Consider the following 12,102-nt stretch of genomic DNA (forward strand, 5'->3'; position numbering starts at 1 on the left):
CCCCCCCCCCCCCCCCCCCCCCCCCCCCCCCCCCCCCCCCCCCCCCCCCCCCCCACCCCACGGATAGCTCGCTTTTGCCGTTGCCGTTGCCGTTGCTTGCAGCTTCGGCAGGTGCAGGGCTGCAAGCCCTGCCGAAAACCCCCTTGGGCGTAGAATGCGGCCATGAGCGAATCCCTTGATAACCACCTGGTCCACGGCCGCCGCCTGCGGCCCGACGGCCCGTCGCCGATCGATGTCATCTCGGTCCAGTCGCAACTTGTCTACGGCCACGCCGGCAACAGCGCCGCCGTACCGCCGATGCGCGCGCTGGGCGTGCGTGTAGCCGAAATTCCGACCGTGCTGCTCAGCAACGCGCCTTTCTACGACACCACGCGTGGCCGCGTGCTGCCGGCCGACTGGTTCGCCGACCTGCTGCGGGGCACGCACGAACGCGGCCTGCCGCAGCGGGCGAAGATGCTCGTCTCCGGCTACTTCGGCAGCGCCGCCAACGGTGCCGCCTTCGCAGACTGGCTGGACGACATCCTGCCGGCCTGCCCGCAGCTGCGTTACTGCCTGGATCCGGTGATTGGTGATACCCACACCGGTCCCTACGTGGAACCGGGCCTGGAAGCGATCTTCGCCGAGCGCCTGCTGCCGCATGCCTGGCTGGTGACGCCGAACGCTTTCGAACTGAATCGCCTGACCGGTATGCCGGCGCTGGCCGAGGCCGATGCCATCGCCGCCGCGCGCACGCTGCTGGACCGCGGCCCGCACTGGGTGATCGCGCACAGCGTGGGCGGCAACCCGGGTGAACTGGTGACCCTGGCGGTCGGCCGCGGGGAGACCTGGCGCTGGAGTTCGCCCCTGCTGCCGGTGGACGTGGCAGGGACAGGTGATGTGCTGATGTCGCTGGTGGTGTCGTTCCTGCTGCGCGGCGAATCGATGCAGCAGGCCATCTCGCGTGCGATTGCCGGCACCCATGCGGCGCTGGAGGCGACCCTCGACAACGGCTTCGAAGAGTTCGACGTGATTGCTGCAGCGCCGGCGGCGCTGGCCGAAGGAACGCGCTTCCGCGCCGAACGCGTGGCATGAGCGGCGTGGACCCACGCACGCCGCGCACGGTCGGCATCATCGGCAGTGCCGGCGCCTACGGGCGCTGGCTGACCCGCTTCTTCCAGCAGCACATGCAGCTGCAGGTGATCGGCCACGATCCGGCCGATCCGGACTCGCATGCACCGGAGCAGCTGCTGGAACAGGCCGATGTGCTGGTGTTTTCCGCACCGATCCGGCACACGCCGGCATTGATCGCCGAGTACGTGCGGCAGTCGGCTGGCCGCGAGCAGGACCGGCTGTGGCTGGACGTGACCTCGGTAAAAGAAGCGCCGGTGCAGGCGATGTTGGCCTCTCAAGCCGAAGTGGTCGGCCTGCATCCGATGACCGCACCGCCCAAGGCGCCGACCCTGAAGGGCCGGGTGATGGTGGTCTGCGAAGCGCGCCTGCAGCACTGGCAGCCGTGGGTTGACTCGCTGTGCGCGGCACTGCAGGCCGAATGCGTGCGCGCCACGCCGCAGCATCACGACCAGATGATGGCGCTGATACAGGCGATGGTGCATGCCACCCACCTGGCCCAGGCCGGTGTGCTGCGCCAGTATCAGCCGCAGCTGGGTGATCTGGCCGCGATGATGCCGTACCGCTCGGCATCGTTCGAGCTGGATACCGCGATCATCTCGCGCATCCTCTCGCTCAACCCGGCGATCTACGAGGACATCCAGTTCGGCAACCCGTACGTGGCGCCGATGCTGGAGCGCTTGATCGGTCAGTTGCAGACTCTGCAGGCGCAGGTCGGGCAGGGCGACGACAGTGCGCGCGGTGCATTCCGTGAGCAGCTGTTGTTGGCCAATCGCAATGCCTTCGGCGAGCAGGCACTGGCTGACGGCAACTACACGTTCGAACGCGTGGGTTACCTGTTGGCGGACCTGACCGAGCGCAACGCGCTGTCGGTGCATTTGCCGGAGGACCGGCCGGGCTCGCTGCGTGAACTGCTGAACGTGTTCGAGCAGCACCGCATCAGCCTCGCCTCGATCCATTCCTCGCGAACGCCCAGGGGCGAAGTGCATTTCCGTATTGGATTCGTGGCCGGCAGTGATCCGGCGGCGATCCGTCGGGCGGCGGCCGAGGTGGACGTCAGCGGCATCGGACGGGTGCTGGGCTGAGCACATTCATCCACAGGTGGTGTGGATGGATTCTGAGCAAACATGTGGATAACCGCACGCAGCCCTTGGCAGCAAAGGCTGTCAAGATGCTTGGCGAAAAATTGACCATGCTTTTTTGTAGCGTCGAGCCATGCTCGACCGCCTTTGGCGAAAAGCGTGTCGACCAAGGTCGACACCTACCAGAAGCAAAGGGCGTGTCGACCAAGGTCGACACCTACCAGAAGCAAAAGGCGTGTCGACCAAGGTGGACACCCACCAGAGCGGGGCGGCACGAAATGCGGTAGCGCCGGGCCATGCCCGGAGAACCTCAGATCGTCAGCCTCAGCTCACCGCCACTGGTGGTGAACTCGCGGCCATCGCGCACCAGCGGCCGCCCGTCATCCAGCTCGTAGCGCGGCGTGGCTTCGGAATGGTGCCCACTGCCATTGGCCTCGGGCTTGAACTCGATGATGATGTGGCTTTCGCCATTGCTGTCGACGGCGGGGAACTGACGGAACGACATCGTGCACCTCCTTCAGCGGATGCTGCTGTTGCGCGGCCAGCTTGGCCGCGCCGATGTTAGCCGGACGTCATCAATCGATGAACTGCAGGCGTGCAAGTTCAGCGTACAGTCCGCCTTCGGCCAGCAGCTGTGCGTGCGTGCCCTCGGCGACGATGCGGCCCTGCTCCATCACCACGATGCGGTCGGCCTTGAGCACGGTGGCCAGGCGGTGGGCGATGACCAGCGTGGTGCGGCCGGCCATCAACCGCTCCAGCGCCTGCTGCACGCTGTGCTCGCTCTGCGCATCCAGCGCGCTGGTGGCTTCATCCAGCAGCAGGATCGGTGCGTCCTTCAGCAGCGCACGGGCAATCGCCACACGCTGCTGCTGGCCACCGGACAGGCGGGCACCGCGTTCGCCCAGCTCGCTGTCGTAGCCCTGCGGCAAGGCGCGCAGGAAACCGTCGGCCTCGGCCGCTCGTGCGGCATCCTCGACCTCGGCATCGCTGGCCTGCAGGCGGCCATAGCGGATGTTGTCGCGCGCACTGGCCGCGAACAGGGTGGGCTGCTGTGGCACCAGCGCCAGCTGCGCACGCAGCTCGGCCGGGTCGACCTGGCGCACCTCGATGCCGTCCACGTCGATGCGGCCGCTGGCTGGATCATGGAAGCGCAGCAGCATCGAAAGCACCGTGCTCTTGCCTGCCCCCGACGGACCCACCAGCGCCACGGTTTCGCCGGGGCGCACGTGCAGGTTGAAGTGGTCCAGGGCGGCCTGGTCGGGTCGCTGCGGGTAGTGGAACACCACGTCGTTGAACTGGATTTCGCCACGCAGCGGCTGCGGCAGTGCGTGCGGCTGTGCCGGTGCGCGGATCTCGATGTCTTCCTGCAACAGTTCGCCGATGCGGCCCATGCCGCCGGCCGCGCGCTGCAGCTCGTTCCATACTTCGGCCAGCGCGCCCACCGAGCCGCCGCCGATCAAGGCATACAGCACGAACTGGCCCAGCGTACCGGCACTGAGGCGGCCGTCAATGACATCGTGCGCGCCCAGCCACAGCACACCGACGATGGCGCCGAACACCAGCAGGATGGCGCTGGCGGTGACCAGCGACTGCGCGCCGATGCGGCGGCGGGCGGCGCCGATGGCATCACCGAGTGCCTTGTCGAAGCGCCCGCGTTCGTACGGCTCGCGTGCATGCGCCTGCACCGTGCGTACCGCGCCCAGCGTCTCGCTGGCCAGGCTGTTGGCATCGGCGATGCGGTCCTGGCTGTTGCGTGCAACCGTGCGCAGCTTGCGTGCGCCGATGATGATGGGCAGCACCGCCAGCGGAATGCCGAGCAGCGACCATGCGGCCAGCCGCGGGCTGGTGACGAACAGCATCGCCAGACTGCCGATGACAGTGACCGTGCTTCGCAGGGCCACCGACATGGTCGAGCCGACCACGCTGCGCAGAAGTTCAGTGTCCGCAGTCAGGCGCGAGACCAGCTCTCCGCTGCGGCTGCGGTCGTGGAAGCCGGCGCCCAGTTGGATCAGGTGGGCATAAAGCTGGCTGCGCAGGTCCGCGACGACCTTTTCGCCCAGCAGCGATACAAAGTAAAAGCGCGCGGCGGTGCCCAGTGCCATCACCACCGCCACCAGCATCAGCAGGGCAAAGGCACGGTTGATCTGACCGCCGCTGCTGAAACCGTGATCGATCATCTGCTTCACGGCCGGCGGCAGGCTCAGCGTCGCCGTCGAAGACACCGCCAGGGCCAGCAGCCAGGCGGTGAACAGGCCGCTGTGGCGGCGCACGAACGGCCACAGCGTGCGCAGGCTGCCGAGGCGGCGCAGCGGCGGGGTCGAAGCGGGGGCGTCGTCCTTGTCAGTCATCCTGGATGTCGTCTTCTATGCGGATACGGTCACGGGTGGCGTCGCGCAGGCGGATTTTCAATGCATCGACCTGATCGGCAGGCAATTCGATCCGCAGGCACACGCCATTGGCATCGAACTGTTCATCGCGCTTCTCGGCGCCGAAGGCGGGCAGGGCGGCATGCAGGGTGCCCAGGTCCTCGAAGCCAGCCAGCAGCTGCAGGCGGGACATGGCGATCAGCGGCAGGCGTGGCGCGGTACGCAGGCACTCGGCTGCGGCGCCGCCATAGGCGCGCACCAGTCCGCCGGCGCCGAGCTTGATGCCGCCGAACCAGCGCGTCACCACCACCATCACCCGGTCGAAGCCCTGGCCATCAATGGCAGCCAGGATCGGTCGCCCGGCGGTGCCCGCCGGTTCGCCATCGTCGCTGGAGCGGTAATCCTGCCCGTGCCGGTATGCCCAGCAGTTGTGCGTGGCATCGGCCACTGCAACCTGCTGCAGGAACGCCATCGCCGCCACACCACCGTCGATCGGCGTCGCGTGGGCGATGAAACGGCTGTGCTTGACTTCCAGCGTATGGCTGACCGGCTGGGCGAGGGTATCGGGCATTGCCACCATTCTACGGTGTTGCTCCCGATTTCCGTGGCACTCAGTCGTCCAGCAGCGGGCGCAGGTCGCGCGGCAGGCGCGATTCCGGGTATTGCTGGATGTAGCGTTCCAGGCTGGCGCGGGCGAGGTCGCGCTGGCCCTCATCGCGGCGTTCGCGGATCTTTTCCAGCCATTGCCGGCGCGGCAGGCGCGCATCGGCGCTCACTTCAGCCTGCACCGCATCCGCGCTCAGGCCCGCATCGCTGCTGCGCTGCATGACGCCGGGCGCAGAACGGCGGGGCGCCTCGCGCTTCATCGAGGTGATTTCGACCCGGTCCTGCATCACCGCGGATTCGCCGTCGGCAGCATTGGCGACCGGCGCGGCTGCCGTACGCGGCTTCAACGCGGCTGCCGGAGCCGGAGCGAACGTCGGTGCCGGTGCCGAGTACGCCACAGGAGCGGGTGGCGCAGGAGGGGCCGCGGCCGGGGAGGGCGGCAGCGCTGCGAACGAAGTATCGGTGGCGGCCTCTGCAGCCATCGACCGTGCAGCCGGTGCCGGTGGTTGAGGCGCTTCCATCGGTGCAGGTTGGCGCGCGCGCGCGGTGGCAGGTGCAGGGGTATCGGCGCCCGGCGGCGCAGCCGCTTCTGGGGCTGCAGGCGGCGCTGCCGGCGTTGCTGCCGGTTCTGCAGCTGCAGTCGCGCTGTCGGCCGCACGGCTTTCAGCAGTCTGGTCGGCGGCGGCAATCTCGGCGGTGGCCGGTGCCGGGGCAACAGCGGTCTCACCAGCAGGAATCGGGGGTGGTTCCGGGCGCAGCTGCCAGGCGATGCCGATGGCGAACACCATCGAGGCGGCGATGCCGAACACCGCCGGCCAGCGCGGGCGGGTGCGCCGCACGCGGGGCGCATCCGGCAAGGCGGTGGCATCGGCGGCCGGAGCATCCACGGCGGCACGGGCCGCGGCCAGAATGGCGGTGTCCAGTGCAGCCGGCGGTGCCTGTTCGGCGCGACGGCCGAGCAGGCGGGACAGCTCGCGTTCTTCCGGCGTCAGTGGTTCGTCTCGGTTCATGCGTTCAATCCCGCACGCAGCTTGTCCATCGCATAGCGCAGCCGCGATTTCACGGTTTCCCGGCCTACGCCGGTGATCTGGCCGATCTCCTCCAGGCTCAGTTCCTGATCCAGCCGCAGCTGCAGCACTTCGCGCTGCTCCGGCGGCAGTTGCTCCATCGCCAGCTGGATGCGGCGACGTTGTTCGAATTCGGATAGCTCGCCTTCCGGGGTCTGCCCATCCTCGATCGCGGCCAGGCGCAGATCGGCATCGGCCGGGGCAGCTGGGCGGTGGCGGGCGGCGCGCCAATGGTCGTTCAGGCGGTTGTGGGCGATGCGGAACAGCCAGGTGCTGAACGCTGCCTCGGGCTGCCAGCCGGCGCGGGCGCTGATCACCCGCTGCCAGACGTCCTGGAAGATCTCCTCGGCCAGCGCGTTGTCGCGCAGTTGCCGCAGCAGGAAGCCGAACAGGCGCTTGCGGTGGCGCGCATACAGGCTTTCGAAGGCGCGCAGGTCGCCACCGGCCCAGGCCAGCATCAAGGCTTCATCGGTTGGCAGTGCGCTGGCTTCCACGGCGTACAGGGTAAGGCCTGCGGACGATGGCGCATAGCCGGTGGCGGGGGCGGGCAGGGCGAGGGTCATGGCTCGGATGGGGCTACGGACAGCAGGAAAAACGTACGGGTGCACGATTCGGGGTTTACGGGCTTCCATTGCCCCCCGGGTGGCGCGCTATGCTCGGCGGCTCAGGGGAGGCGACGCACAGACGGCGCCAAGAGATTGTCATTTGTCCACGCATGCTGAACCGGCGGAAGAGTCACCACACGAGGCCGTGCTGAGCACGGCGCTGGTGCGCGCGTTGCATGCGCTTTTGCCGGAAACGGCCGTGGTTCGCGTTGGCTGGGACGACCCGCAGCTCGGTCGTGGCCAGGGCGGCTGGCCGTCGCCAGCGGTTGCCGGCCAGGGGGCTGCGGAGCCGGGAATCGGCGAGGGTCAGCATGGCTGGGAATACGACGGTGCGCGGTTGCTGTTGTCGGTAGCCGGGGCGGCGCCTTCGCCTGCATGGTGGGGGGTTGCCCGGCAGGCGATGGAACTGGCGCTGCAGCGCGGCCGCCAAGCCGGCCAGATCAAGGCACTGGAAGAGGCCGAGCGGCTGCAGCAGGCCCTGTTCCAGATTGCCGATCTGGCCGGTGCCGATCTGGAAATGCCCGAGATGCTGCGCCACGTGCATGGTGTGCTGGGCACGCTGATGTATGCCGAGAACTGCTACATCGTGGAATACGACGATGTGCGCGACCAGATCCGGTTCCTGTACTTTGCCGATCAGGTCGATGACTTCGTCGCCGATCCCACGCAGAGCCATGACGCCAGCGAGATGCCGCGCAGCCTGACCGTGGCGCTGCTGCGCCATGGCAAGCCGCTCAGTGGCCCTTCGCGCAAACTGCTGGCGCAGGTAATGGAACAGGAGCATGACCCGCAGCGCGGTCCCGAAAGCCTGGACTGGCTGGGCGTGCCGATGTTGCGCGATGGCCGCGTCTGCGGTGCCATCGTGGTGCAGAGCTATGAGCATGCCGCGCGCTATGGCGAAGCAGAGCGGGCCCTGCTGGGATTCGTTGCCCAGCACGTGCAGACCGCGATGGACCGGCGCCAGGCGCAGGTGCGGCTGGAGCAGCAGGTGGAGCGGCGCACCCAGGAACTGCAGCGCGCCAACCACAGCCTGCAGGACGAGGTGGCCGAGCGTCGCCGAGCCGAACAGCTGCAGACCGCCCTGTACAACATCGCCGAGATGGCAATGTCGGCCGACAGCCTGGCCCAGTTCTATGGGCAGGTGCATGGGGTGGTCGGGCGCCTGCTCGACGCACGCAATTTCTACATTGCCCTGGTCAACCCGGCCGGCAACGGCCTGGACTTCGTGTATTCGGTGGACGAGCACAACGCCAGCCGCGCGCCACGGCCCTTCAGCCGGGGCCTGACCGAATACGTGGTGCGCAACCGGCGGCCACTGCTGGCGTCACGCGCGCAGATCGATGCGTTGCTGGCCAGTGGCGAAGTGCGTGAATCCGGTGCGCGTTCGCATTGCTGGCTGGGCGTACCGCTGTTGCGCGACGACGAAGTGGTTGGTGCGATCGTGGTGCAGAGCTACAGCGAGAACAGCATTTTCAGCGTGCATGACCAGCGCCTGTTGACCTTCGTCGCGCAGAACATCGGTACCGGCCTGGCGCGTCAGCGCGACCAGCAACGCCTGCGCTCGGCGCATGCCGAGCTGGAGAAACGCGTGGAGGAGCGCACGCGCGAACTGGCCGAGGTCAACGAAAAGCTGCTCGGCCAGATCGGCGAGCGCCTGCGCGCCGAACAGCGCCTGACCCACCAGGCCATGCACGATGCGCTGACCGGCCTGCCCAACCGCCTGCACCTGCTGGATCGCCTGCAGGATGCGCTGGCACTGGCCAAGCGTGAGGGCGGCCCGGTGTTCGCCGTACTGTTCCTCGATCTGGACCGCTTCAAGCTGGTCAACGACAGCATCGGCCATGCCGCCGGCGACCGCATGCTGGTGGAAGTGGCCAAGCGCATCGTTTCGATGGCCGGCACCGAGGACGTGGTGGCCCGCCTGGGCGGTGATGAATTCGCGGTGCTGCTGCAGTGCCCGCAGGGCCTGGCGCAGGCGTTGGATTTCGGCCAGCGCCTGCTGCTGGCCCTGCAGGAATCGATGTGGATCGCCGGACGCGAGCTGTTCCCGTCCGGCAGCCTCGGCATTGCCTTGTGGAACCCGCGCTACCGGACCGGTGAGGAGCTGCTGCGAGACGCCGATGCGGCGATGTACCGCGCCAAGGCGCAGGGGCATGATCGTTGCGCGATCTTCGACGAGGACATGCGCGAGCAGGCCATGCGCAGCCTTGATCTGGAAGCCGACCTGCGGCGTGCGATCAACAACCACGATTTCGTGCCGTTCTACCAGCCGATCGTGCGTCTGTCCGACGGCGAGGTGGTGGGTCACGAGGCGTTGCTGCGCTGGCAGCACGAGCGCCGTGGCCTGCTGCTGCCAGGCGCGTTCCTGGAGCTGGGCGAGGAGAGCGGCCTGATCGAACAGGTCGACTGGCTGATCTACGAACAGGTCATCGCCGGCCTGGCCAAAGGCGGGCACAGCTACGTATCGGTGAACGTATCGCCGCGTCATTTCCGCTCCGCGGAGTTCAGCGGCCGACTGTTCGGCCTGCTGGACGAGTACGGCGCCGATCCGCAGCGGCTGCGGCTGGAGATCACCGAGGTCGCGCTGCTGGATGATGGTCCGCACACCCTGCGCATCCTGCAGGGCCTGCGCGAACGTGGCATCCAGGTGCAGCTGGACGATTTCGGTACCGGCTTCTCGGCGCTGTCCTACCTGCACCGCTTCCCGATCAGCACGCTGAAGATCGACCAGAGCTTCATCGCCGGCCTGCATGGGCCGGAAGTGCAGAGCACGCGTGCGCTGGTCGAGGGCGTGCTGTCGTTGGCGCGTACGCTGGGCATCGAGACCATCGGTGAGGGCATCGAAACCGAGGCACAGCAGCAGACACTGCGCGAGCTCGGCTGCGACTACGGCCAGGGCTATCTGCTGGGGCGGCCTGCACCGTGGAGCTGCGCGGCGGTCTGAGCCGCCGCGCAGGAAGGCATCAGCGCAGGGCGGCGCGACGTTTCTCGTCGATCCACTTCGAGGCTTGGGCCGGCTGGTAGTTCTTCATCCACTCCAGCATCTCTTCGATGTCCGAGCCGTACCACAGGTCCTGGCGCTGGTCCGGGTGCAGGAAGCGCTCTTCCACCATGCGATCGATCATGCCGATCAGCGGGGCATAGAAGCCTTCCACGTCGAGGAATGCGCACGGCTTGTTGCCGATGCCCAGCTGGCGCCAGGTCAGCATCTCGAAAATCTCTTCCATGGTGCCGAAGCCGCCGGGCAGGGTGACGAAGCCATCGGCGAGGTCGAACATGCGCGACTTGCGCTCATGCATCGAACCGACAATTTCCAGTTCGGTCAGGCCGCGGTGGGCCACTTCCCAGTCAGCCAGCTGGCGCGGAATCACACCGGTCACCTCACCACCCGCGGCGAGCACCGCATTGGCCACGGTTCCCATCAGGCCGACGTTGCCGCCGCCGTACACCAGGCGCAGGCCATCACGGGCGATGCGATCGCCCAGTGCAATGGCGCGTTCGGTATAGGCCGGCTTGCTGCCAGCGTTGGAACCACAGTACACACAGATCGATTTCATGGATCTTCCTGTCTCTTGGCCGGAAACGAAAACGCCCCGTCGCCGACCGCAGAGCGGTCAGGGACGGGGTGTCCTTGGATTATGAGCCCTTCTGTAGAGCCGAGCCATGCTCGGCTGCTCTTCGTTCAGTAGAGTCGAGCTCGCTCGACCATGGCGTTGCCTGAACGAAGTGCAGTCGAGCAAGCTCGACTCTACAAAGAACGAGGCTTACGCCGCGGCGGCCTGTTCGCGGCGCGGGCCTTCACGCAGCGCGCGGCCGACCATGCCCACCAGCAGGTCCAGCTCCTCGCTGTCCATGCCGAAGTGCGGGGTGAAGCGCAGCGAGTTCTCGCCACCGTGGATCACGTTGATGCCGTGCTGGCGCAGCCATTCCTCGGTGGAATTGGCGCCGTAGCACTTGAACTGCGGCGCCAGCTCGCAGGAGAACAGCAGGCCGGTGCCCTGCACCTTGGTGATCAGGCCGCCCAGTTCGCTCTTGAGCTGCTCCAGCTTGCGCACCGCCTCGGCACCGCGCTCGGCGATGTTGGCGCGTACCTGCGGGGTCAGCTGGGCCAGGGTGGCACAGGCCACGTCCAGTGCACGCGGGTTGCTGGTCATGGTGTTGCCATAGATGCCCTTGCGGTACAGCTGCGCGGCATGCTCGGTCACCGCCAGCACCGACAGCGGGTACTGCGCGGCGTTCAGCGCCTTCGAATAGGTTTCCATGTCCGGCGGGTCCAGGCCTTCGAAGCCCGGGTAATCGACCACCGAGAGCACGCCATGCGCACGCAGGCCGGCCTGGATCGAGTCGAGCAGCAGCAGGCTGCCATGCGCACGGGTCAGTTCGCGGGCCACGGCGTAGAACGACGGCGGCACCGAGCGGCCCGGGTCGCCTTCGCCCATCACCGGCTCCAGGAACACCGCCTCGATGAACCACTGGTTGCGTGCGGCGTCCTCGAACACCTTGCGCAGGCCGGCCTCATCGTACGGCGCCACGGTGATCACCGAATCCTCGCCACGGTAGCTGGCCAGGTGCTGCATGTAGCTCTTGCGGCTGGAATCGGAATACAGGGCAGGGCGGTCGGTACGGCCATGGAAGCTGCCCTTGACCACCACGCGCTTGATCGCAGCGCCAGCGTGGCGCGCACCCGGGTCGGTCTGCAGCTTGGCGTTGACGTCGGCGATGCGCGCGGCCAGGCCGACCGCTTCGGAGCCGGAATTCAGGCACATGAAACGGGCGAACGGGCAGCCGCCACGGCGGTGGCCGATCTCGGCGCGCAGGGCGGTGATGAAGCGCTGCTGCGACAGGCTGGGGGTCATGATGTTGGCCATCACCTGCGGGCGGGCCATTGCCTCCAGCACGGCGTCCGGGGTGTGCCCGAAGCCGAGCATGCCGTAGCCGCCAGCGTCGTACAGCACGGCGCCCTTCAGGGTGACCACCCACGGGCCGCGCGCAGCCAGTGCCACGTAAGGGGTCACCGCGTCATCGGCGTAGAAATTGACGAAACCGTCCTGCATCGCGTCGATCTGCGCCTGTTCGTCCTGCGCCAGCAGCGGCCCCAGGTCGGCCTGCACGCGCGCGAATTCCTCGGCGGCGGCGTCCACCGCGGCGATCAGCTGCGGGTGGTTGGCGGACAGGGCGGTCAGCGTGGCGTCGTCCAGGCCGGAGGTGAGGCGGGTGCCGGGCTGGTTGCGCAGGGGGGCGAGGCGTTCGATGAAGCTCATTGCAGATC

Annotated in this window: 10 protein-coding genes; 3 read left to right on the forward strand and 7 right to left on the reverse strand. The window is 67.7% G+C overall.

The annotated features are described in order from the left end of the window. Positions 1–162 precede the first annotated feature (162 nt). Both pdxY and R1H25_RS18485 read left to right on the forward strand, forming a co-directional pair. The gene (pdxY, locus tag R1H25_RS18480) at positions 163–1,071 is read left to right on the forward strand and encodes a pyridoxal kinase (protein WP_317224301.1); all 909 of its coding nucleotides are present in this window, start codon (positions 163–165) and stop codon (positions 1,069–1,071) included. Beyond that, positions 1,068–2,192 carry a prephenate dehydrogenase gene (locus tag R1H25_RS18485; RefSeq protein WP_317224302.1) on the forward strand — a complete coding sequence of 375 codons (1,125 nt, stop codon included), beginning with the start codon at positions 1,068–1,070 and terminating at the stop codon, positions 2,190–2,192. The genes pdxY and R1H25_RS18485 overlap by 4 nt, the downstream gene beginning before the upstream one ends. A 307-nt stretch (positions 2,193–2,499) precedes the next feature. Here R1H25_RS18485 and R1H25_RS18490 read toward each other — a convergent pair whose 3' ends face one another. The 5 genes from R1H25_RS18490 to R1H25_RS18510 all read right to left on the reverse strand — a co-directional run bounded on the left by R1H25_RS18490 (position 2,500) and on the right by R1H25_RS18510 (position 6,686). Then, positions 2,500–2,694, reverse strand: a complete 195-nt coding sequence (locus tag R1H25_RS18490) for a hypothetical protein (RefSeq protein ID WP_005409247.1) — start codon at positions 2,692–2,694, stop codon at positions 2,500–2,502. A 70-nt stretch (positions 2,695–2,764) separates the two neighbouring features. Then, positions 2,765–4,537: an ABC transporter transmembrane domain-containing protein gene (locus R1H25_RS18495; protein WP_317224303.1), complete on the reverse strand. Its 1,773-nt coding sequence runs from the start codon at positions 4,535–4,537 to the stop codon at positions 2,765–2,767. Continuing rightward, the gene (locus R1H25_RS18500) at positions 4,530–5,126 is read right to left on the reverse strand and encodes a YigZ family protein (protein WP_057500819.1); all 597 of its coding nucleotides are present in this window, start codon (positions 5,124–5,126) and stop codon (positions 4,530–4,532) included. The genes R1H25_RS18495 and R1H25_RS18500 overlap by 8 nt, the downstream gene beginning before the upstream one ends. A gap of 40 nt (positions 5,127–5,166) precedes the next feature. Continuing rightward, the gene (locus tag R1H25_RS18505) at positions 5,167–6,171 is read right to left on the reverse strand and encodes a hypothetical protein (RefSeq protein ID WP_317224304.1); all 1,005 of its coding nucleotides are present in this window, start codon (positions 6,169–6,171) and stop codon (positions 5,167–5,169) included. Continuing rightward, positions 6,168–6,686 carry an RNA polymerase sigma factor gene (locus tag R1H25_RS18510; protein ID WP_229301621.1) on the reverse strand — a complete coding sequence of 173 codons (519 nt, stop codon included), beginning with the start codon at positions 6,684–6,686 and terminating at the stop codon, positions 6,168–6,170. Before R1H25_RS18510 ends, R1H25_RS18505 begins: the two co-directional genes overlap by 4 nt. Positions 6,687–6,933: 247 nt before the next feature. Here R1H25_RS18510 and R1H25_RS18515 point away from each other — a divergent pair, with 247 nt between their 5' ends. Continuing rightward, the gene (locus R1H25_RS18515; protein ID WP_049445743.1) at positions 6,934–9,777 is read left to right on the forward strand and encodes an EAL domain-containing protein; all 2,844 of its coding nucleotides are present in this window, start codon (positions 6,934–6,936) and stop codon (positions 9,775–9,777) included. A 19-nt stretch (positions 9,778–9,796) separates the two neighbouring features. Here R1H25_RS18515 and R1H25_RS18520 read toward each other — a convergent pair whose 3' ends face one another. After that, positions 9,797–10,390 carry a TIGR00730 family Rossman fold protein gene (locus R1H25_RS18520; RefSeq protein WP_049428514.1) on the reverse strand — a complete coding sequence of 198 codons (594 nt, stop codon included), beginning with the start codon at positions 10,388–10,390 and terminating at the stop codon, positions 9,797–9,799. Positions 10,391–10,597: 207 nt separating this feature from the next. Next, positions 10,598–12,094 carry an aminotransferase class III-fold pyridoxal phosphate-dependent enzyme gene (locus R1H25_RS18525; RefSeq protein ID WP_099588491.1) on the reverse strand — a complete coding sequence of 499 codons (1,497 nt, stop codon included), beginning with the start codon at positions 12,092–12,094 and terminating at the stop codon, positions 10,598–10,600. Positions 12,095–12,102 lie beyond the last annotated feature (8 nt).

Source organism: Stenotrophomonas veracruzanensis (assembly GCF_032911525.1).
Taxonomy (GTDB): domain Bacteria; phylum Pseudomonadota; class Gammaproteobacteria; order Xanthomonadales; family Xanthomonadaceae; genus Stenotrophomonas; species Stenotrophomonas africana.

What these genes read in the sequence shown, in the direction of transcription:
- R1H25_RS18500 (WP_057500819.1), bottom strand. Translation starts at nt 5,126, where the DNA reads ATGCCCGATACCCTCGCCCAGCCGGTCAGCCATACGCTGGAAGTCAAG.
- R1H25_RS18510 (WP_229301621.1), bottom strand. Translation starts at nt 6,686, where the DNA reads ATGCTGGCCTGGGCCGGTGGCGACCTGCGCGCCTTCGAAAGCCTGTAT.
- R1H25_RS18495 (WP_317224303.1), bottom strand. Translation starts at nt 4,537, where the DNA reads ATGACTGACAAGGACGACGCCCCCGCTTCGACCCCGCCGCTGCGCCGC.
- R1H25_RS18485 (WP_317224302.1), top strand. Translation starts at nt 1,068, where the DNA reads ATGAGCGGCGTGGACCCACGCACGCCGCGCACGGTCGGCATCATCGGC.
- pdxY (WP_317224301.1), top strand. Translation starts at nt 163, where the DNA reads ATGAGCGAATCCCTTGATAACCACCTGGTCCACGGCCGCCGCCTGCGG.
- R1H25_RS18490 (WP_005409247.1), bottom strand. Translation starts at nt 2,694, where the DNA reads ATGTCGTTCCGTCAGTTCCCCGCCGTCGACAGCAATGGCGAAAGCCAC.
- R1H25_RS18505 (WP_317224304.1), bottom strand. Translation starts at nt 6,171, where the DNA reads ATGAACCGAGACGAACCACTGACGCCGGAAGAACGCGAGCTGTCCCGC.
- R1H25_RS18520 (WP_049428514.1), bottom strand. Translation starts at nt 10,390, where the DNA reads ATGAAATCGATCTGTGTGTACTGTGGTTCCAACGCTGGCAGCAAGCCG.
- R1H25_RS18525 (WP_099588491.1), bottom strand. Translation starts at nt 12,094, where the DNA reads ATGAGCTTCATCGAACGCCTCGCCCCCCTGCGCAACCAGCCCGGCACC.